Origin of the sequence: Pseudomonas lactucae (assembly GCF_016937615.1) — a bacterium.
GTDB classification, from domain to species: Bacteria; Pseudomonadota; Gammaproteobacteria; order Pseudomonadales; family Pseudomonadaceae; genus Aquipseudomonas; species Aquipseudomonas lactucae.
The window spans coordinates 1-21,780 of record NZ_JAFHKI010000167.1 but is presented as its reverse complement, the minus strand read 5'-3'; the positions used below and the strand labels follow the sequence as shown (position 1 = coordinate 21,780).

Below are 21,780 nucleotides of genomic sequence, written 5' to 3'. Positions count from 1 at the left end.
GGCCCAGCGGGAGCCGGGCTCGGCAACTGCCCTGGGGTTCGCTCGAATTTATGTAGAGACCTATGCTCGATGGCGGGCAGGCCAGCTCCCAGATTGGTCGGCGGCTGCAACCCGGAGACTTTCTATGCAAGCAATCAATAACATCAATCTCAACTCCCTGATCGACACCCTGGTCAGTCTCACTGCCGCCTTCATCCTCGGCGGCCTCATCGGCTTCGAGCGCCAGTACCGGCAGCGTACGGCGGGCCTGCGGACCAACGTGCTGGTGGCGGTGGGCGCGGCGATTTTTGTCGATATGGCCAACCGCCTGGGCGGTGCGGAAGGTGCGGTGCGGGTGGTGGCGTACGTGGTGTCGGGCATCGGGTTTCTCGGTGCCGGCGTGATCATGCGTGAAGAAGGCAATGTGCGCGGGCTCAACACCGCCGCCACGCTGTGGGCGTCGGCGGCGGTGGGGGCGTGCGCCGGCGCCGACCTGATCCTTGAAGCGTTGCTGGGCACGTTGTTTGTACTGGCGGCCAATACTCTGCTGCGGCCGATCGTCAATAACATCAACCGCCAGCCGCTGGATGTGGTGTCGGCGGAGGTCACTAACATCTTGTATGTGATCGCCCGACGCACCCAGCAAAAGGCTGTGCTGGCGCTACTGGAGGCTGAACTCGCGCGCTGCAACTACCCGGCCAGCGACGTCGATGTGCGCCCGTTCGGCACTGAAGAAGTGGAAATCGAAGCCACCCTGGCGGTGACGTCGGTGGACGGTGACGAACTGGACGCCCTGGTGGCGCGAATTTCCCTGTCGACCCTGGTGGTGCAGGCGTTCTGGAGCCCCAGCACCACCGAATAGGCGGCTGGTGCGAGGCATTGCCTCACGCAAAGCTGGCTATGCTCTAGCGAGGAAAAGTCCTACGTGCATTCGAGACTATCCCTTCATTTGAATCCACTCGCCATTGTTAAGGTTGCGCGCTTGTGCCCGCTCAGGAATCCAGGCGCGGCTTTACATGTTTACCGTGTGGTTTCAAGAGGAGGGGCCTGTTCTGCCTGAAGTAGTGTGCGAAGTCGTCAGCGCCGTTTGTCGGAACTGTTACTTCTCACAGGTAGATGGGTCCCGCGTGATGTGTAAGCGTACTGACCCTCGCAGGGGAATTTTATGAGCAACAACAAAGCTTTAATTGTGGATGATCACCCTTTTATACGCGCCACCGTGAAGTACCTGTTGAAGCAGGAAGGTTTCGATACCATCTTTGAGGCGGGCAACGGTGCCGATGCCATGCAAATTGCCCGCGAGGAGCGCCCGGACCTGGTCATCCTTGACCTGGCAATGCCCAAGCTCGGCGGCTTGGAGGTGATCAACCGGATCAAGGCGCTGGACTTGCCGTGCAGGATCCTGGTGCTGACCTCCTACCTGGCGGTGTTCTTCTCTACCCGCTGCATGCGCGCCGGCGCAATGGGATTTGTTGCCAAGACCGGTGAACTCGATGAGCTGCAAAAGGCCATCCGGGCCATCCAGTCCGGCTACAGTTGCTTCCCCAGCCTGCCCACCAGTTCGGTGCGACGCGACGACTTGCAAGAAACCGAACTGCAAATGATCGAAGGCTTGTCGGACCGTGAGTTGACGGTCCTGCAGATGCTGGCTCTGGGCTTGGGCAATAACGAGATCGCCGAGCAAATGCTGCTGAGCCACAAGACCATCAGCACCTACAAGACGCGCCTCAAGGAAAAGCTGCGCATGTCGTCGGTGGTACACCTGTCCAAATTCGCCCAGCGCAATCATCTGATCTGAAATGATCACCTCCCGGCGGCTGAAACTCGCGGCCATCCTGCTGCTGGGGCTGTTGTCCTGGCCAGCGATGGCCCTGGATGAACCCCGCACGCTGAGCCTGCAGGGACACTCAAACCTTGAACACCCCCAGGTGGAGCTGAGCGAAACCGACTGGCAGTGGTTGCGTGAGCGACGCACGCTGGTGATGGGGGTGTCGACGCCCGATTACGCACCGTTCGACCTGAGTAACAATAAGGACGAACTGGAAGGCATCACCGCCGATTACGCGGCGCTGGTCGCCCAGGCGCTCAATGTTGCGATTGAGGTACGGCGTTACGACACGCGTGATGAAGTGATCGAGGCACTCAAGACCGGTGCGGTGGACTTTTTGGGCTCGGCCAATGGTTACGAAGCAGCCGACCCGCAACTGGTGTTGTCACGTTCTTACGCCAACGACCAACCCGCGCTGGTGACGCGCGCCGGCGAGAGCCACACGCTGAGTGGCGACCTCGCCGGCAAGCGCGTGGCGATGCTCTACCACTATATGCAGCCCCAGACCGTCCAGGCCTTCTACCCGGACGCGCACCTGGTGTTGTTTGCCTCGACCTTCGAAGCCATCGGGGCCGTGGCGTTCGGCCAGGCGGACGTGTATCTGGGCGATGCCATCAGCACTCGCTACCTGATCAACAAAAACCACCTCAACAATGTGCGCATGGCCGACTTTTCCGCGTTGGAGGTCAACCCGTTCGGGTTTGCCTTCGTCAAAGACAATACGCGCCTGCTGGGCATCATCAACGCCGCGTTGAACGCCGTTCCGGCCAGCCAGCAGATGGAGATCCTGCGCCGCTGGAGTGCTGGCGGCAGTGGGTTTCTTGAGGCTGATCGGCTGCGTTTGAGTGACAGTGAACAGCGCTGGCTGCAAAAGCACCCGCGGGTGAGAGTCGCGGTGCTCGACAAATTCGTACCGCTGTCCTTTTTCAACGAGCAGGGCCAATTCGAGGGTTTGAGCGCCGAGGTGCTGTCACGCATCAGTCTGCGCACCGGCCTCAAATTCGACGTGGAACAGGGCAGTTCGCTGCCGCGGCAAGTCGACGAAACCAGCACCGGGCGCGTGGACATGTTGGCCGTTATCACACCGAGCGTGGAGCGCTCCGAGAAAATTCGATTTACGCGGCCATACCTGTCCAGCCCTTATGTGATGGTGGTGCACGCGGACAATGACCGCCTGGTGACACTGGATAACATGCCCGGCAAGCGCCTGGCTTTTATTGGCGGCAACAGCCTCGCCGCGCAGATTGCCCGGGATTACCCCGGTATCGAGTTTGTCGATGTCGAGAACCCGGAAACAGCCCTGGAGATGGTGGCCAAGGGCACGGTAGACGCGACCATCGTTTCGTTGATCAGCGCGCGCTACATGATCGCGCGGCATTACCGTGATCGCCTGCGCATTACCAGCACGGTCGGCGCGGAGCCTGCGCGCATCACCTTTGGCGTCAACCGCAGCCAACTGGAGTTGTATTCGATTCTCGACAAGGCGTTGTTGAGCATCAGCCCCGAAGAGATGGACGAATTGACCAACCATTGGCGCGGCGAAATCATCATCGAAGACAGTTACTGGCTGCGCCACCGCAACGTGATCATCCAGGGATTTGGCCTGGCCGCGTTGTTGCTGCTGGTGACCCTGGGGTGGGTGTTCTATTTGCGTAGTCTGATACGCAAGCGCGCCCAGGCCGAGCGCGCTTTGAGCGACCAGATGCGTTTCATGGGAGTGTTGATCGACGGTACGCCTCATCCGATTTACGTGCGTGATCGCCAGGGCCGCTTGATGGCCTGCAATAACGCTTACCTGGACGTGTTCGGCTTCAAGCTGGAAGACGTGATCGGCAAGACCGTGGTGGAAACCGACACGGGCAATCTGCCCCAGGCGCAGTCGTTCCACGCCGACTATTTGCGCTTGATGGAGCAGGGCGAACCGCAGATCCACGACCGCGTGCTCAAGGTGCCAAACGGCGACGTGCTGACCATCTATCAGTGGATGCTGCCTTACCGGGATGGTGACGAAAAAGTGGTCGGCATGATTGCCGGCTGGGTCGACGTGAGTGAGCGCCAGCGTCTGCTGCGCCAAGTGCAGGAGGCCAAAGAGGAAGCCGACGCCGCCAACCGCGCCAAGACGACGTTTCTGGCGACCATGAGCCATGAAATCCGCACCCCCATGAACGCGGTGATCGGCATGATCGAACTGGCCCTGAAAAATGCCGAGCAAGGCCGTGCGGACCGTGATGCGCTGGAGGTGGCGTCGGTGGCGTCCCGCAGCATGCTGGAGTTGATCGGCGATATTCTGGATATCGCACGGATCGAGTCCGGCCATCTGTCGCTGACCCTGGCACCGGCCAATCCGCATGAATTGCTGGCGTCGGTGGCACGTGTATTCGAGGGGTTGGCACGGGACAAAGGACTGGCGCTGCAGGTGGAGCTGAACCCTGCGATCGACTGTGCCGTGTTGATTGATCCGCTGCGTTTCAAGCAAGTGGTCTCTAATATATTAGGCAATGCCATCAAGTTCACCCAGGCCGGCGAGGTTCGCCTGGGCGCTGGCGGGGCAGTGGCGGACGGCCAGTTGCATCTGCGCTTATGGGTGGAAGATTCGGGCATCGGTATCAGCGCCGAAGATCAACAGCGCTTGTTCAACCCGTTTATCCAAGGCAGCAACCATGAACAATCCGCGCGCAGCGGCTCGGGCCTCGGGTTGGTGATCAGCCGCAGCCTGTGCGAAATGATGGGCGGCCAACTGCATTTGAGCAGTTTGCTGGGCAAGGGCACGCGGGTGGACGTGACGTTGGCGCTGACATTGACCGCTGCCGCTCCGGCTGGCTTGCCCGTGCCGCTTATCCCGCCGGCTCGCGCATTGAATATCCTGGTGGTGGACGACTACCCGGCCAACCGTCTTTTGCTGACGCGACAACTGAGCTTCCTGGGGCACCGCATCACCACGGCCGAGGACGGCGGGCAAGGGCTTGTGCTTTGGCAGTCCGGGCACTTCGACGGAGTGATCACCGACTGCAATATGCCCCTCAAGGATGGCTATGCGCTGGCCCGTGAAATCCGGGCGCTGGAGCGTCAGCGCGGAGCGCCGCCGTGCCTGTTGCTGGGGTTCACCGCCAATGCGCAACCGGAGGAGGCCGAGCGCTGTCGGCAAGCGGGCATGGACGGTTGCCTGTTCAAACCTACAGGGCTTGAGGACTTGCGTGCGCCCTGGCCTCGCGCACGGCGGGTGCCGTGTCGGTCGAGACCGGGCCGGTGTTCGATTTAAGCCCGCTGATCACGCTGACCGCAGGCGACAAGGACGCTCTGGGCGAGTTGCTGACGCCATTGCTTACCAGCCTCAAGGAGGACCGTGCCTTGTTGTCTGGGCCGTCGGGCCCCGTGAATTTCTTCACGCTGCATGACCTCGCCCATCGCGTCAAAGGCGGCGCGCGGATGGTCAAGGCCCAGAGGTTGATCGGCTGTTGCGAGACGTTGGAAGGGGTATGTGAACGCCAGGACAGCGATGCAGTGGGTGCTGCGGTTGAGGCGGTAGGTGTTGCGATTGATGGGCTGCATCACAGCCTGGCCCGATATTGCAATCAGGCTTGACCGCGGCGAATGGTCATTCGGTGGATTTGGGAAAAGTCCTACACGAAAGGGGAATATGCCTGATTCTGTGTTCGGGATATGTCTGGAGAATGGGCCGCTCTTACTGACGCGCGCTGCCAGCCCAGGGGTTTGCCATGCCGAACAAAGCACTGTCTATCCTGATTGCCGATGAACAGCACCTGCAACGGCTGTATATCGAGAAAATGCTCAACCAACTGGGGTACCACCGGATCGTGCCGGTAGACACCTTCGAAGAGCTCCAGATACTGACGGCCATCCCGGCCGAACCGTTCGATGTGCTCATTATCAATGCCGGGCTTGCGGTCAATGCCTGCGAACCGCAACCTCAGGCGCGGCATGTGCTGGTCTACGACCACCTGGACCTGGGCACGTCTGTCGGCGCAACGCCGACGGTACTGGTGCGCCTGCCAGGGGTTCCGGACAACGTCAGCCTCGAACACTTCATGGACATCATCGACCCACCCCAGGGCACGCGTGGCCTACGGGTGTTGCCGTGGCTGCGGGAGTTATCCCGTTTGCCGGTGACTGGGGTTTAGTCCCGCTTGGGCGCAATGCCCTCGTAAAGTGAAGGCGCTGTAGCCGTTGCAGCAGCGCCTTGTTCGGTCAGCCTCGGGCGCGTAACCGCTGGGCGGCACTGCGCAACAACTGCTCGGTACTGTTCCATCCGAGGCAGCCATCGGTTACCGATACGCCGTATTTCATCGATGCGCTCAACGGCTGGCAACCTTCGAACAAGTGGCTTTCCAGCATCATGCCGATCAGCGAAGTGTCGCCCTGCAAGCGCTGTTCCAGCACGTCGTTGAACACTGCCGGTTGACGCAATGGGTCTTTGCCACTGTTGGCATGGCTGCAATCGACCATGATGCGCGGCGTGACCTTGGACGTGGCCAGGTCATGTTTGATCTGGGCGACGCTGTGCGCATCGTAGTTCGGCCCGCGGTGACCGCCGCGCAGTACCAGATGGGTGTCGGGGTTGCCCGAAGTCTGGATGATCGCCGGGTGGCCCTGGCTGTCGACGCCGAAGTGGCGGTGCGGGTGGGAGGCCGAGCGCATCGCATCACAGGCAATCGTCACGCCGCCGTCGGTGCCGTTTTTGAAGCCTACGGGCATGCCCAGGCCGCTGGCCATTTCGCGATGGATCTGCGATTCGGTAGTGCGCGCGCCAATCGCCACCCAACTGAGCAGGTCATCGAAGTAGCCCGCAGCCATGGGTTGCAGCAGCTCGGTGGCAACCGGCAGGCCCAGGCGCAGCATTTCGCGCATCAGCTCGCGGGACAGGCGCAGGCCGGCGGCCATATCATCGCTGCCATCCAGGTGCGGGTCGTAGGCCAGGCCTTTCCACCCAATGGTGGTGCGCGGTTTTTCGACGTAGGCGCGGATCACCAGCAGCATCTGGTCGCTGACTTCGAGTGCCAGCTTCTTCAGATTGCGGACGTACTCCATGGCTGATTCCGGGTCGTGGATCGAACATGGGCCGACAATCACCAGCAAGCGTGAATCTTCGCCATTGAGGATGGCGCGCACGGCTTGGCGATGAGCGTGGACCTGTTCATTGAGAAACGGGCTGAGGGGTAACTGGTGCTTGAGCTCAAGGGCGCTGGGCAGGCGCTGGGTCAGGGCTTCATTGGCGCTGATCAGGTTCGAAACGGGCAGAGCGGCGACGGAGGAGTTCATATTCAAGGCTTCCTGGGCAAGCGGCGGGTTGTTCCCGCGCGCTTGGCCTACTGGGGTGTTCGACAATTGGCCGTACTGGCTGTGTGTGTTGGCTTGCCACCGATAGGTGACCGGTCGGAGGCGGCAGGCTGTCCCGAACGGAGCTGGCTAAATCGCCATGCAGTAGAGGTGTCGTAGCGGTAATAGGTGGCGTAGTTCATGTCGTGAGTCCTTTAAGTGTTCGTGATCAAACAAAATTTATTAGAGGCTGAAAAAACAAAACCCCCGGTCGGGGAGCCGACCGGGGGTTAGATTTCTCTGGTAGGCGACCCCTTGAACAGTGGGCGCCGATTTCAGGTATCAGGCGCGCCAGTGGCTAAACCAATACCCAAAATAAAAGCTTACAGCTGCGCTCGAACCGTTCACACGGGTAGCCGGCACCGAGCGCGGGGCGCTGGCAGCGGGGCAAACCTGAGTGTGGGTGAGAGGCAACATGGTCGTTCTCCAAATGATGGGGGGAGCTTACTAGAGGCGCACAGGCAGTTTCAATCAGTAATTTCTATCGCGGCAGGGGACTTACGGCTATGGGGTACGTGCCGATATGCTGACCACACTTTGACGATGATTGCCTGGACGCGACCATGACTGCCTTGACCCTTGCTGCTGCTCAATCCATTTCCATCGCGGGCGATGTGCCGGCCAATATCCAGCGACACCTGGCCTTCATGCGCGTGGCAGCGGAGCACGGCGTGCAATTACTGGTATTCCCGGAGTTGTCGTTGACAGGGTATGAGCCGTCCCTGGCGGCCGAATTGGCGATTGCACCGGACGATGCACTGTTGGCGCCGTTGCGCGAGATGGCACGGGAACTGCGATTGACGGCAGTGGTGGGTATGCCGATTCGACTGGCGCCTGATTCGGCAGTGTTGATAGGTGCACTGGTGCTGGGGGCGGACGGAGCCCTGGCGCTCTACACCAAGCAGCATTTGCATGATGGCGAAGAGCTTGCGTTTGTCGCAGGGCAGGGCGGTGCAGCCCTTGAGTGGGGCAATGACCGGATTGCCTTGGCGGTGTGCGCAGATTTTGTCCATGCCAGCCACCCGCGTGCCGCGGCGCGGGCACGCGCCAATGTGTACGCCGCCGGTGTATTGATCAGCGAAGGTGGCTATGCCGCCGACAGTGCGTTGCTTCAGGGCTATGCCGCTGAGCATTGCATGCTGGTGTTGATGGCCAATCACGGTGGCCCGTCAGGGGGGTGGGCCTGCGCCGGTCGCAGTGCGATCTGGGCCGCTGATGGCAGCTTGCTTGCCGCTGCGCCTGGCGTGGGGGATGTGCTGGTGATCGCCCGTCGCGATAGCGGCGTGTGGGCAGGCCAAGTGGTTGCGCTCTGAATGAGCTTTTATCTGCGCGCGGCAACAGACCAGGACTTGCCATTTGCACGCAAGCTGACCCACGAAGCCATGAGCCGCTATTACGTGCAATACGGATTGTGGTGGTCCGGCGACGGTTTTGACACCGCCTGGGCTGGTCGGGAGAACTGGCTGATTTGTCAGGACGACACCGTGCTGGGTTTTATCAGCCTGAGTCGCGACAGCCGAGCGCTCTATATCCGCGAACTGCATATGCTCCAAGCGTATCGCGGACTCGGCGCGGGCAGTTGGGTGTTGGAGCAGATGGCACTCAAGGCGCAGGCGCAGGGCCTGCTGCGTTTGACGGTATTCAAGTCCAATCCGGCCCGCGAGCTCTATCAGCGCAACGGACTCAGCATCGTCGGTGAAGAGGATTGTTTCTGGCGCATGGAGCGTGTGTGCCGTTCAAGCTAACCATGTGCCCGCGCGTAATAAGCGCATACTGACGTCAAACATCGGCTTCCTGATCGTGGGCCTGGCCATCCGCCTCGGACAGGATGATCCCTTCTTTCATACCCAGAAGGACCGCGACCTTGTGGGCCTCTCCACGCCGTCCCTTTTTGCGCCCGGCGAGCACTTGATAGGTGGTTGCCGGATCCACGCCATGTTCACGCGCGAACGCTTGAACAGACTTTCCTTGATGTTCCAGCCAGGCCTTGGCTTGTGCGGCAGTACGGATTCCGGGCATAGTTCAAAACCGTTCAAGTTTGTTTAACTAAGAGATGAGTGGATCACCTCTTGGGGTGTGCCAAATAGGATCATACATCCAAATGAGTGGAATCGGTTCGCGTTTGAGGCAAGAAAGAGAGCGACTCGGCCTGTCGCAAAAACTGTTTGGCGAGATAGGCGGCGTTGAAGCCAATGCGCAAGGTAAATATGAAAGTGGCGGGCGTACGCCCAAAGCCGATTATTTGTCTCGTGTCGCCGAAAAAGGGGTGGACGTGCTGTATGTGTTGACCGGCACGGCCACGCCGATCCAACTCGAAACCCTCAGTCAGATCGAAGAGAAAGTGCTGGGGGATTACCGTGTGATGATCAAGGAAGATCAGGACGCGATCCGTCGCTTGGCGTCGACCCTGGCCAAACATTCCATTTCACTGAATGGAAAAGCCAAGCCGGTGGCCCAGGAGTCCTGACACTTCGCCCGGGAAATTGAACCGTCCGCTTCCCGGCGGATGGCGGCTGCCTGGCCAAACTCTATATATATGACACTTGCACCTAGGTCTGAGCCTCGGTTTTTTGCTAAGGTGTTCAGCAACCTATAAGACCATTTCGCGAGGTGTCTGCTTGATTAGGGTGCTAGTAGTCGATGACCATGATCTCGTTCGTACAGGCATTACACGAATGCTGGCTGACATCGATGGCCTGCAAGTAGTCGGCCAGGCCGAGTCGGGCGAGGAATCCCTGATCAAGGCTCGGGAGTTGAAACCCGATGTGGTGTTAATGGATGTCAAGATGCCTGGCATCGGCGGTCTTGGCGCCACGACCAAATTGCTGCGCAGTCATCCGGACATCAAGGTCGTGGTCGTGACGGTGTGTGAAGAAGACCCGTTCCCGACTCGGCTTTTACAGGCAGGTGCCGCGGGTTACCTGACCAAGGGCGCAGGCTTGGCCGAAATGGTGCAAGCCATTCGCCTGGTGTTTGCCGGCCAGCGCTATATCAGCCCGCAGATCGCGCAGCAGCTGGCGATCAAGTCCTTCCAGCCCACCAGCGACTCGCCGTTCGATGCGCTGTCGGAACGGGAAATCCAGATTGCCCTGATGATCGTGGGCTGCCAAAAGGTCCAATCCATCTCCGACAAGCTGTGCCTGTCGCCCAAGACCGTCAACACCTACCGCTATCGCATTTTCGAGAAGCTCGCCATCAGCAGTGATGTGGAATTGACCCTGCTCGCGGTGCGCCACGGCATGGTGGACGCCAGCGCCTGACATGACCACACCGTTTGATCCAAGTGCTTTTCTCTCAACCTGCAGTGGCCGCCCTGGCGTGTACCGCATGTTCGACAGTGAGGCGCGCCTGCTTTATGTCGGCAAAGCCAAGAACCTGAAGAACCGTCTGGCGAGTTATTTTCGCAAGTCGGGACTCGCGCCGAAAACCGCCGCTTTGGTGGCGCGTATCGCCCAGGTCGAAACCACCATCACCGCCAACGAAACCGAAGCGCTGCTGCTTGAGCAGACGCTGATCAAGGAGTGGCGGCCGCCCTATAACATCCTGCTGCGTGACGATAAATCCTACCCCTACGTGTTTTTATCCGACGGCGATTTCCCGCGGTTGAGCATTCACCGTGGCGCGAAGAAGGCCAAGGGCAAGTACTTCGGGCCCTATCCCAGCGCCGGCGCTATCCGTGAAAGCTTGAGCCTGCTGCAAAAAACCTTTTTTGTGCGCCAATGCGAAGACAGCTTCTACAAGAACCGCACGCGGCCGTGCCTGCAATACCAGATCAAACGCTGCAAAGCGCCATGCGTGGGCCTGGTGGATTCGGCGGAGTATGCAGAGGATGTACGCCATTCGGTGATGTTCCTCGAAGGACGCAGCAATGCGCTCACCGACGAACTCTCCACTGCCATGGAACAAGCCGCCGGTACCCTGGATTTCGAGCGCGCCGCGGAGCTACGCGACCAGATTTCCCTGCTGCGTCGGGTTCAGGATCAGCAGAGCATGGAAGGCGGCACGGGGGATGTCGACGTGATCGCCGCCTTCGTCAACCCCGGTGGTGCCTGCGTGCACTTGATCAGCGTACGGGGCGGGCGGGTGCTGGGCAGCAAGAATTTCTTCCCGCAGACCGGTATCGACGAGGATGTGGCCGAAGTCATGGCCGCGTTCCTCGGCCAGTACTACGTGAGCAGTCCCGAGCGCGATCTGCCGTCGGAGCTGATCGTCAACGTGGTGCATGAAGACTTCCCCACCTTGATCGAGGCTATCCACGAACTGCGTGGCCGCGAGCTGGACATCAGCCACCGCGTACGCGGCACCCGCGCCCGTTGGCAGCAACTGGCCGTCACCAACGCCGAACAGGCCCTGAGCGCACGTCTGGCGAATCGACAACACGTCGCGGCGCGCTTCGATGCCCTGGCCGAAGTGCTTAAGCTGGATGAGCCGCCCCAGCGCCTGGAGTGCTACGACATCAGTCACTCCAGCGGCGAAGCCACGGTGGCTTCCTGCGTGGTGTTCGGGCCGGAAGGGCCGATCAAATCCGACTACCGGCGCTACAATATCGAAGGCGTCACCGCCGGCGATGACTACGCCGCCATGCACCAGGCCCTCACGCGACGCTTCAGCAAGTTGAAGGACGGCGAGGGCAAGCTGCCCGATATCCTGCTGGTGGACGGCGGCAAGGGCCAGTTGTCCATGGCCCGTGACGTGCTCAATGAACTGGCCGTGCCCGACCTGATCCTGCTCGGTGTGGCCAAGGGCGCTACGCGCAAGGCCGGTTTCGAGACGTTGTACTTGAATGATGCCGCCCATGAGTTCACGTTGAAGGGCGACTCACCCGCACTGCATTTGATCCAACAGATTCGCGACGAAGCCCACCGTTTCGCCATTACCGGCCACCGTGCCCGCCGTGGCAAAACCCGGCGAACCTCCACCCTGGAAGGGGTGGCGGGGGTCGGGCCAACACGACGTCGCGACTTGCTCAAACATTTTGGTGGCTTGCAGGAGCTGTCCCGTGCCAGCATTGACGAGATAGCCAAAGCACCCGGTATCAGTAAAAAGCTCGCTGAGTTGATTTATGCGAATCTGCACAGCGAATAGAATGCCTTTCCACCTCGTAGCCAGTTGTGCCGATGAATATCCCTAATCTGATCACCGTTCTACGCGTCCTGCTCATCCCGATTTTTATTTTGCTGTTCTATTTGCCTTACGAATGGAGCTACCTGGCCTCAAGTTCGGTGTTCGCCTTCGCGGCCGCCACCGACTGGCTCGACGGCTACCTGGCGCGACGCCTGGAACAGAGCACGCCCTTCGGCGCGTTCCTCGACCCCGTGGCCGACAAACTCATGGTGGCCGTGGCCCTGGTCCTGCTGGTGCAGGCACACGGCAACCTGTGGCTGACCCTGCCGGCTGCGGTGATCATCGGCCGCGAAATCGTCGTCTCGGCCCTGCGCGAATGGATGGCCGAAATCGGCGCCCGCGCCCACGTTGCCGTCTCCAACATGGGCAAATGGAAAACCGCCGCACAAATGCTCGCGCTCGTCATCCTGCTGGCCAACCCACCGGCCTTCACTTTCTGGGTAGTGCTGGGCTACGCTTTGCTGCTCATTGCCGCCGGCCTGACCCTTTGGTCCATGCTCCAGTACCTGCGCGCCGCCTGGCCCCATCTGCGCACCACCGTCGAAAAGAAATAAAACTTTTTTGAATCAAGGGGTTGACGGGTGCTCAGGAATCTATAGAATGCGCATCACCAAGCGGGAATAGCTCAGTTGGTAGAGCACGACCTTGCCAAGGTCGGGGTCGCGAGTTCGAGTCTCGTTTCCCGCTCCAAATATTGCGCTACAGAGTTCCACTGAATTCTGTAAGTGATTGAAATCAGGGCCTTTAGGCCCTTTTTTCGTTCCAGCGGGAACCACTGAAATCCAGCTCCATCCAGTGCTTTTAAGTCCCGATTTAAGTCCCAAATGAGGATCTTGGATTTGGATGTGCACTGAATCGGTTTTTTGCTGGAGCAGCTTGGATAGCGAGACGAGCATCTGGCCCTGACTCTGTTCAGGAGCTCGCTATGGCACTCTCGGATACGACCGTTCGGCAAGCCCGAATCACCGGCAATGACTACACAATAGGCGACACGGATGGGCTCGCGCTCAACGTGACCGCACGCGGCGGGAAAATCTGGCGTTTCAGATATTACTGGGCGGGCGTGCAGAAACGCATGTCTCTTGGTAGTTATCCGCAAATCAGCCTCAAAGAAGCCCGTGCGCGGCGTGATGAGGCGCGCGCCTTGGTCGCCCAAGGCATCAATCCCTATGAGCACCGTAAGCAACAGCGTCGTGCTGTTCGCTTTGCGGCGGAGCATACCTTCGAGGCCGTGTTCAATCAGTGGGTGGAGTTCCGCAGGCTAAGCCTGAAGGAAGGACGCCAGAGCACGCTCTCGCAGATCTTGAGAATCTTCAATAAAGACGTCCTGCCCACCCTGGGCGCGCGGTCCATCTACGATATCAATCGTCACGATCTGCTGGATTTACTGAGCAGGATCGAACAGCGCAAGGCCTTAACGACAGCCGAAAAATGCCGGACCTGGTTCAACCAATTGTTCCGCTATGCGCTGGTGAAAATCGAGGGGCTGGAACACAATCCGGCTTCAGACCTCGATGTGGTCGCACTTCCCAAACCTCCCGTAACGCACAATCCGTTTCTCCGCATGGACGAGCTCCCGGGGTTGATGGCTGCGCTTCGAAACTACGGTGGTGCCGACCAAACTCGGCTTGGCCTTCGGTTGTTGTTGCTGACCGGTGTCCGCACGGGCGAATTGCGGTTGGCAACACCCGACCAGTTCGATCTGGAGAAGCGCTTGTGGGTCATACCGGCGGAAGTGGTGAAACAACTCCAGCTAGCGATGCGGAAGCCAGGTAAGCAGACCCAAAATGTACCACCCTACATTGTCCCGCTGTCGGTCCAGGCGCTGGAGATCGTGCGTCACTTGCTGGACCAGGTTGTCCCCGCACAGCGCTACTTGTTTGCGCATCGAAGCGACCTGAGCAAGCGTATCAGTGAGAACACACTGAATGGCGCGTTGCGTCGGATGGGGTACGCCGATCAACTCACCGGTCATGGCATGAGGGCGACGATCTCGACGGCACTGAACGAGATCGGATACCCGAAGGTGTGGGTTGATGCTCAGCTTTCTCATGCTGATCCGGACAAGGTGAGTGCTGCCTACAATCATGCGGAGTATGTCGAGCAGCGTCGGACCATGATGCAGGATTGGGCGAACCGTCTGGATCTGTGGGGGCAGGGTCAGCTGAAAGCGGCAAGCTCTCCGCTTACCATCCGATTGGAGGGGGCTGCTTCGCTGCCGTCACTTGAAAACGTGAGCGCAAATTCCATTCAGTTCAACGGCAACTTTCCAGTGGTAACGGTCTCGGTGCCCAAGGCTTCGGTTAACGACGAGTCGGCTCTTGTCGTGTCGCATCAGTCGCCTGTCGTACCTCTTTCGGTGTCGACTGAAAAACCGCAAAAATCCCACGTGTCTGACATCCAGCGCGAACGTGCCGAGATGCTGGCCACTTATGAGGCTTCGAGTAATTTGCCGCTGCTGGTCTTCGCCAAATTGGCAGGCAAATCCCGAGATCAGATCAATCGCGACATCAAGGCTCGCCGTCTGCTGTCGCTGAGCCTGGGGAATCGCGGTCAGCGCATTCCCGACTGGCAGCTTGATCCACTGCGGCACAAGTTGGTACTTGCTGCATTAACGCGGTTTCCGGGTGTCGATGCGTGGCGGCTCTATCGGACGGTCTGTGAGCCTCATGAGCGACTGAAGGGGCGCTCGCCAATCGAAGTACTCACTCTGGAGAATTTCGACGTTGCTGTGCGAATCGTTTGTAGTGCCCTGGGCTCAAGCTGAGGTACTGTCTCGTGCGATGATAACGAATGTCGCTGCTTTCTTGGGCCCATCTAGAGCTACTCCTGAGTGTGTGGGCTACGCAAGTCGCCTGATGTTTCGGAGCTGGTTGGCTAGAGGATTCTATTGCGCAGGAAGATGCCATTAGGCCAATATCCCGCTCCCGCACTCTCTTGTCAGCCCTCCATCCCTCTCATTTAGGGGCTGTGTTTTTGAGGGGCTGGTAATCACCCGGTCTCGTGCCGGGTTTTTTATGCGTTCGGCAGATACGGCTGGCGGATAAACATGGAATTCAGCTACCCCTCGTATGGGGTGCTAGGGGTCGAGTGTTCGAATCACTCCGTCCCGACCATATTTTTCAGTGACTTAGCCCAATCTGAAAAGATTGGGCTTTTTCATATCAGAAAAAAACCCCCACATTCACCCCCACGAATATCCTAGATTTAGGTAGCGTCTGCGGTCGGGAAAGTTGTGCGGGCTCATGTCGGATCTCTGAAGACCTACGCCTTTCAGTGCTAGCGCTGGGAGACAGTTCGTTGTCGAGCTTCCGCAGGCGATAGAACTTAACTACCAGATATAGCTTTAGCCGTGACTGCTGCGGCGCTGCGCCTGCCCGCGGTCGTTCAGACGAAGCTTGAGTCGCTCAATCGCCCTGACCAGCAAGTGGTTCTAGAGTCAAGATTCCTCTCGGCCAGCAAATCCTTTCCCCGAAGGTCCCCGTTTTATCCGAGAGCCACACATTGCCTAGCATCGACGCAATTTGGCTGGTCATATAACCCGTTGTATGCAAGCAGGCACTGAAACAGGGTTGACTGGTTATCACCTGGCCCGGAGCCGTGGCCTTCTCTTGCGTGTACGGCGTCAGGCAATTCTACGAAATAACATCTCCGAGTTAGCCCTTGAGGTCCAGCCGCACCAGAATGCAGGCTCGTAGCGTGCTGCAAAAAAGGAACGTCTGTATGGCTGTACCGCTCGCTGAAATCTGAGCAGATGAAGATGCTCGGTGATTTGGCTCTTGCTGGAAATCGATGCAAGTTATAATCTGACTAACGTCAGCTTAAGGCTTTTCCAGAATAGCTAGCTTCACGGGGGTACTGCCTGTAATCCGCGAATGATAGTGGCGAGGCCAGGGCTGCGATAACCGTGGATTTGTCGCATTTCAAGCCCACATAGGGTTGCAGGTTTCTTATGTGTGCCTGGCGGAATCCATGCTTCGACTAGCCGTATAGGTGTAACTAATGACAATTAATACAAGTGTTACAGAAGCAGTGAATGGTGCTCAGTCCCTCGTACAGACGCTAGATAATTGTGGTGTGGAGGTCTGCTTTGGCAACCCAGGAACGTCCGAAATGCACTTCGTGGCGGCATTGGATTCTGTGCCAGGGATGCGGAGCGTTCTATGTCTTTTCGAGGGAGTGGCTACGGGGGCAGCGGACGGCTATGGGCGTATCGCTGGAAAGCCCGCGGCTACTCTGCTGCATTTGGGGCCAGGACTAGCCAACGGGCTTGCTAACCTGCACAACGCTCGTCGCGCCAATACTCCGATTGTTAATATCGTAGGGGATCATGCGACTTATCATCTTCAGTACGATGCCCTGTTGACCTCGGACATTGTTGGTTTTGCCCGACCTGTATCCTCGTGGATTCACGAATCAAAAAATGCAAAGACGGTTGCGGTAGATGCCGCCCGGGCGGTTCAGGCTGCACGTTCTGCTCCTGGAGGAGTGGCGACACTGATATTGCCAGCGGATACCGCTTGGGAGGTTGCTGAGCACGCTGTGGGGCCCATCCCAGACTCTGGAATGGCGAAGGTTTCAGATAAGGCGATCGAGCGCTCTATAGAGCTTCTGAAGAATGGCAAGAAAACGGCGATTCTACTTAGAGGTGCGGTGCTGCATGGCGCCGGGTTGGAGGCAGCAGGGCGAGTTCAGGCGGCAACGGGTGCCCGGCTACTGTGCGATACCTTTGCACCTCATGTTGAGCTCGGTGCAGGACGGGTGGCGGTGGAGAGAATTCCGTACTTTGCAGAACAGATCACAGCGTTTCTTCAAGACATAGAACAACTCATTTTGGTTGGCTCCAAGCCGCCCGTTTCCTTCTTCGCTTATCCTGGTAAATCCAGTTGGTGCACTCCTGATGGGTGCATTATCAGTTATCTGGCGCATCCCCATGAAGACTCCGCTAATGGGATGATTTCTTTGGCTGAAGAGCTTAAAGCGCCTGCTCACGTTGAGCGGCGTGTTCCACTCATCTTGCCTGACCTGCCAAGTGGTAGGCTGACGGTTGATGGTGTTGCTCGTGCTATTGCACACTTGACGCCCGATAATGCAATTATTGCAGATGAGTCGGCTACTAGTGGTATTTACCTTCTTGCATCCATGGCAACTGCTCGGCCTCACACGCATCTCCCTCTGACGGGCGGGTCTATCGGCCAAGGTCTTCCTCTTGCAATCGGCGCTGCAATCGCGGCACCGGATCGTAAGGTGGTTTGTCCTCATGGCGATGGCGGCGCTGCCTATACTTTGCAGGCACTTTGGACCATGGCGCGAGAGCAGCTTGACGTAACTGTCGTGATCTATGCAAATCGCTCTTATGCAATCCTAAATATCGAGTTGATGCGGGTGGGAGTTGTCGGGGCAGGTTCTAAAGCACTTTCAATGTTGGATCTACATAATCCTGAGCTGGATTGGGTGAAAATTGCTCAAGGGTTCGGTGTTGAAGCTAGTCGTGCAACTACGGCAGAAGAGTTTAACGATATGTACTTGTCTGCAATGCGGGGGCACGGGCCTCGACTTATTGAAGCCGTTGTATGAGGTTCCAAGAGCTGAGCTGAGTCTCATTAAATGAATGGTTTCGCTCATTACCTGATAGCAACGTTAACGCAGAGTGCAGAGGACTTATGGATTACGAAGGCGCTATTCATCTAGACAAGTTTTATATCGATGGGGCTTGGGTCGCCCCGTTGTCCGGAGGGCAACAACATAATGTTATCAATCCGGCAAATGGGGAGGTTAGCGGTACAATACTGTTCGGCGACGAGTTAGATGCTGAATGTGCAATTAAGGCTGCTCACAAAGCTTTTGCGACCTATTCGCAAACATCGCTCGATGAGCGTATCGCGCTGCTAGAGCGTATCGCGAATGTGTATGAACGTCGCCTACCTGAAATGGCGGATGCAATCACTAAAGAGATGGGGGCCCCTTTTTATAGTCTTTCGATGCCTGCGCAGGCGACGATCGGCCTGTTACATTTTCGGGTAACTGCTGCTTTAGCAAAACAGCATCCTTTTGAAACGCTTGTTTCTACAGCGCGAATCGTGAAAGAGCCGGTTGGCGTTTGTGCCCTTATCACTCCTTGGAACTGGCCAATGAACCAAGTGGTGTGCAAGGTTGCTCCGGCGCTGGTTGCCGGTTGCACAATCGTGCTGAAGCCTAGCCAGAATGCCCCATACTCTTCCCAACTCTTAGCGGAAATAATGGAGGAGGCTGGTACGCCAGCGGGGGTATTTAACATGATTTTAGGTGAGGGTGGGCGTCTCGGTCATATCCTTTCTTCGCACCCCCTAATAGATATGATCTCGCTGACGGGGTCGACTAATGCAGGAATCCAGGTATCAAAAGCAGCCGCAGAAACGATCAAGCGAGTCTCATTGGAGCTGGGTGGTAAGTCCGCTAATATTATTTTGGAAGGTGCGGATTTAGAGACGGCCGTCACTCATGGTGTCACATTGATGATGAGTAACTCCGGTCAGAGCTGCACTGCTCCATCACGAATGTTGGTGCCTCGGCATCATCTGGAACGAGTAGAAGCTATCGCCACGAAAGTGTGTGGTGAGCTGATTGTCGGTAATCCGATGGACCAGAAAACGACCGTGGGACCGATTGCCAATAGACGTCAATTTCTCAAAGTGCGGGAGATGATTGAGCAAGGTATTAACGACGGGGCAAGGCTCGTGTGTGGGGGGGCGGATTCGCTCGCGGGATTGGAAAAAGGCTTCTATGTAAAGCCTACCGTATTAACGGTTGAGGACAACAAAAGCTTTATCGCGCAGGAGGAAATATTCGGCCCAGTGCTAGTCATTATTCCGTATGACAGCGAGGAGGATGCGGTAACGATCGCCAATAATTCGATCTACGGACTGTCGGGCTACGTTTATGGTAGCGACAAGGCGGACGCTGAACGAGTAGCACGTAGACTGCGAACGGGCATGGTTCATCTCAATGGGGCGAACGTCGACCCTACTGCTCCCTTTGGGGGTTATAAACAATCGGGCAATGGTCGTGAATGGGGTGGCGCTGGGATCGAAGAGTTTCTAGAAACTAAGTCAATTTTTCTCGGTTAGTACTTGCGGTACTCCTCTGGTTTGTAATCAGGGGAGTGCTTAAGTGCAGTAATGACGCTGCTTTATTAATATTCGTTAAGAAGAGTGAAGGCCAGTATTATGGTCAGCAGAATAAAAGGGTGGTTTTCAATCAAACAGCGTTGAGAGTATGAGCGGTAAAAGTGAGCTGTTCTGGATTGTTTTTTTTTGAATCACATGTACTTGGCATCTGCTTGAGTTTTCCCGACCATACTGATAAAGCTAAACGCAAGGAGTCACTGTGCAGGCCCTAATTCGTATTCTGCTCGACTTAAGTATTCGTATGAAAATGATGGCTGGTTTTGGCCTCATTCTTACGATTACGTTGCAATCTCATGGATCGGGCAGCGAACATTAGAAAGTAACCAGCATGGCTACGAAGACCTGTTACGCATACGCGATATAGATACCAATCTAGCTCTAGCGCGCCAGCTAGAAAAAAACTATCTGATTCGCGGTCAAGCCCCATTCATAGAGCAGGCGATCAGTTTGGTAGATAAAGTAAACGACCAAGCCAAGCTTGTTGAGAGGGTGTTACCTCGCGAGGAGAGCAGGGGTATGATGCACCAGGTCCAACAGAACGTCATGCGCTATAGAGAGGATTTGCAGCTGCTTCGCAGGGCAACTGAGGACAATCGCTCCTCCCAAAAAGCCATGGAGGACTCGGCGAGAGCAGCGCTTGAGCGTTTCGAGGATCTAGCCGAGCGCCTGCGTGAAGCCACTGTAACAAGGATTCAGCAGTCGAATGATCAGAGTAGTCTGACGTTACTTGACCAGGCCTTTCAAGCAAACGCTCTCGCTGCCGAGTTGTTGGAAGCTCGGCGCGTCGAGAAAGATTTCCTGCTGAGTGAGGATGAGCAGTATATCAGTCTGATGGAAGAGCACTTCATGTCGCTTACCACTAACGGAGAGCAATTGTTGGCGCTGAGTCATGACCCCGATATTCAAAAGACCACTGATGAAGCCATGCAGTTGCTTGAGGGATACCACAAGCAGTTCGCCAGCTTGCACAGAGCTGTCCTACAACGTCTGGACACTGAAAAATCAATAGGCGAAAGTGCTCACGCTGTAACAGAGGCAACTCAAAAGTCGCTAGCACAGGAGCGTTCGCAACTTGAAAGTGAGTCCGGCGCGGCTAAACGCATTTTGATAGGGGCTACTTCAGTGGCGTTGTTTATTGGCATCATTTGTGCGCTATTTATCACTCATTTGATCGTTGGCCCTTTAGGAAGCGTAGTCGATGCTGCCAGGCGAGTTGCAGGCGGTGATCTTACTGTGGTGCTGAAGAGCGCCCGCCGTGATGAGCTTGGCCAATTGATGCTAGCCGTACAGCAGATGACATCAAGTTTACGAGGGCTACTAGGAGGGCTAGGTAACGGCATCGCACAACTCGCCTCTGCAGCAGGGGCGCTTTCGGCTGTCACCGAGCAAACCAATGTTGGAGTCGCCGGGCAACTTTTGGAAACTGAGCAGGTGGCTACCGCCATGAATGAAATGGTTGCTACCGTGCAGGAAGTCGCTCGGAATGCGGACATCGCTGCTGGCTCTGCTCGCCAAGCAGATGAGCAGACCCGCAAGGGGGGAGAGACTGTGCAGAAGGCTATCACCAGCATCGAGCACCTAGCTACGTCTGTTGAGATTTCGGCCGAAACTATTGCAAGCGTTAAAAATTATAGTTCGAATATCAGTACCGTTCTTGATGTCATAAAAGGGATTGCTGAGCAAACGAATCTCCTCGCTCTCAATGCCTCCATCGAGGCAGCCCGTGCCGGAGAAGCCGGGCGCGGTTTCGCGGTAGTTGCTGATGAGGTGCGAGCTCTGGCGCGACGCACTCATCAATCCACTGCGCAAATTGAGGAATTGATTCTTACCCTTCAATGTGGTGCCGAAAGTGCTGTAAGCGTGATGACGAAAAGTCGTGGCATGGCTGGAGAAAGTGTTGCCGTCGCACGCAGTGCAGGTGAGGCTCTAGCGCTCATAGATCAGGCCGTTTCGCGCATTGGACAAATGAACCAACAAATTGCTACCGCTGCAGAGCAACAAAGTTCAGTGGCAGAAGGAATTGACCGCAGTATTAGCAGTATTCGTGTCATCGCCGAGCAGTCTGCAGTTGCGAGTGAGAAGACCTCAGTTTCTAGCGCCGACCTTGCGCAATTGGGGGCCGAGCTGCAGGCGCTCGTGAGTCAGTTTCGCTTGTAGCGCGAGAGCGTCGGTTATCCGGCCTGTCTTGCTTTATATGGTGGTGTCCTAGCCACTGCAACGCCCTGCATCGGAAATGGCGCCTTTGTTTTCGTCAAGGGCACGATTTTCAAGGTCCAGAAGGCACTGTTGCTGATGGGTACGGCTCAATCATGTTAACCCGAAAGTGTCCGGTATTAAGTGCCCCCCCCC

15 protein-coding genes, 1 tRNA gene and 2 pseudogenes are annotated in these 21,780 nt (G+C 57.3%); 16 read left to right on the top strand and 2 right to left on the bottom strand.

What is annotated here, in order from left to right:
• Positions 1–124: 124 nt before the first annotated feature.
• The 4 genes and pseudogenes from JWR98_RS25805 (at position 125) to JWR98_RS25790 (ending at position 5,946) form a co-directional block, all read left to right on the top strand.
• Positions 125–841, top strand: a complete 717-nt coding sequence (locus JWR98_RS25805; protein ID WP_078732510.1) for an MgtC/SapB family protein — start codon at positions 125–127, stop codon at positions 839–841.
• A gap of 303 nt (positions 842–1,144) precedes the next feature.
• Complete coding sequence (locus tag JWR98_RS25800) at positions 1,145–1,777, top strand: response regulator transcription factor (RefSeq protein ID WP_078732511.1); 633 nt, start codon at positions 1,145–1,147, stop codon at positions 1,775–1,777.
• Position 1,778: 1 nt separating this feature from the next.
• Positions 1,779–5,389: pseudogene (locus tag JWR98_RS25795) on the top strand (transporter substrate-binding domain-containing protein).
• A 134-nt stretch (positions 5,390–5,523) separates the two neighbouring features.
• Positions 5,524–5,946, top strand: coding sequence for an ANTAR domain-containing protein (locus JWR98_RS25790; protein ID WP_078732513.1), 423 nt, complete (start codon positions 5,524–5,526; stop codon positions 5,944–5,946).
• A 67-nt stretch (positions 5,947–6,013) separates the two neighbouring features.
• Here JWR98_RS25790 and JWR98_RS25785 read toward each other — a convergent pair whose 3' ends face one another.
• Positions 6,014–7,084, bottom strand: a complete 1,071-nt coding sequence (locus JWR98_RS25785) for a 3-deoxy-7-phosphoheptulonate synthase (RefSeq protein WP_205491548.1) — start codon at positions 7,082–7,084, stop codon at positions 6,014–6,016.
• A 620-nt stretch (positions 7,085–7,704) separates the two neighbouring features.
• On the opposite strand from JWR98_RS25785, the gene JWR98_RS25780 reads away from it, so the two are divergent.
• Together JWR98_RS25780 and JWR98_RS25775 are read left to right on the top strand one after the other, a co-directional pair.
• On the top strand, positions 7,705–8,454 hold the full coding sequence (locus JWR98_RS25780; RefSeq protein ID WP_205491546.1) for a carbon-nitrogen hydrolase family protein: 750 nt from the start codon (positions 7,705–7,707) through the stop codon (positions 8,452–8,454).
• Positions 8,455–8,886, top strand: coding sequence for a GNAT family N-acetyltransferase (locus tag JWR98_RS25775; protein ID WP_078732516.1), 432 nt, complete (start codon positions 8,455–8,457; stop codon positions 8,884–8,886).
• Between the two features lie 34 nt (positions 8,887–8,920).
• Here JWR98_RS25775 and JWR98_RS25770 read toward each other — a convergent pair whose 3' ends face one another.
• Complete coding sequence (locus tag JWR98_RS25770; protein ID WP_078732517.1) at positions 8,921–9,160, bottom strand: DNA-binding protein; 240 nt, start codon at positions 9,158–9,160, stop codon at positions 8,921–8,923.
• Positions 9,161–9,242: 82 nt separating this feature from the next.
• Here JWR98_RS25770 and JWR98_RS25765 point away from each other — a divergent pair, with 82 nt between their 5' ends.
• The 10 genes and pseudogenes from JWR98_RS25765 (at position 9,243) to JWR98_RS30315 (ending at position 21,588) form a co-directional block, all read left to right on the top strand.
• Entirely contained in the window at positions 9,243–9,608 is a 366-nt protein-coding gene (locus tag JWR98_RS25765; protein ID WP_205491544.1) for a helix-turn-helix domain-containing protein, read from the top strand.
• A gap of 151 nt (positions 9,609–9,759) precedes the next feature.
• On the top strand, positions 9,760–10,401 hold the full coding sequence (gacA, locus tag JWR98_RS25760) for a response regulator transcription factor GacA (protein ID WP_017530522.1): 642 nt from the start codon (positions 9,760–9,762) through the stop codon (positions 10,399–10,401).
• Position 10,402: 1 nt separating this feature from the next.
• Entirely contained in the window at positions 10,403–12,226 is a 1,824-nt protein-coding gene (gene uvrC / locus JWR98_RS25755) for an excinuclease ABC subunit UvrC (RefSeq protein ID WP_078743607.1), read from the top strand.
• 32 nt (positions 12,227–12,258) lie between these two features.
• Complete coding sequence (gene pgsA / locus JWR98_RS25750; protein WP_078732521.1) at positions 12,259–12,819, top strand: CDP-diacylglycerol--glycerol-3-phosphate 3-phosphatidyltransferase; 561 nt, start codon at positions 12,259–12,261, stop codon at positions 12,817–12,819.
• 60 nt (positions 12,820–12,879) lie between these two features.
• Positions 12,880–12,955 (top strand) — tRNA-Gly (locus tag JWR98_RS25745).
• A 235-nt stretch (positions 12,956–13,190) separates the two neighbouring features.
• Positions 13,191–15,032, top strand: a complete 1,842-nt coding sequence (locus JWR98_RS25740; protein ID WP_205491543.1) for a tyrosine-type recombinase/integrase — start codon at positions 13,191–13,193, stop codon at positions 15,030–15,032.
• Between the two features lie 1,235 nt (positions 15,033–16,267).
• On the top strand, positions 16,268–17,842 hold the full coding sequence (locus JWR98_RS25735; RefSeq protein ID WP_205491541.1) for an acetolactate synthase large subunit: 1,575 nt from the start codon (positions 16,268–16,270) through the stop codon (positions 17,840–17,842).
• Positions 17,843–17,928: 86 nt separating this feature from the next.
• Positions 17,929–19,371, top strand: a complete 1,443-nt coding sequence (locus JWR98_RS25730) for an aldehyde dehydrogenase family protein (protein ID WP_205491539.1) — start codon at positions 17,929–17,931, stop codon at positions 19,369–19,371.
• A gap of 576 nt (positions 19,372–19,947) precedes the next feature.
• A pseudogene (locus JWR98_RS30320) lies at positions 19,948–20,682 on the top strand (methyl-accepting chemotaxis protein); the annotation flags it as partial.
• 24 nt (positions 20,683–20,706) lie between these two features.
• Positions 20,707–21,588, top strand: a complete 882-nt coding sequence (locus tag JWR98_RS30315) for a methyl-accepting chemotaxis protein (RefSeq protein ID WP_425273220.1) — start codon at positions 20,707–20,709, stop codon at positions 21,586–21,588.
• Positions 21,589–21,780 lie beyond the last annotated feature (192 nt).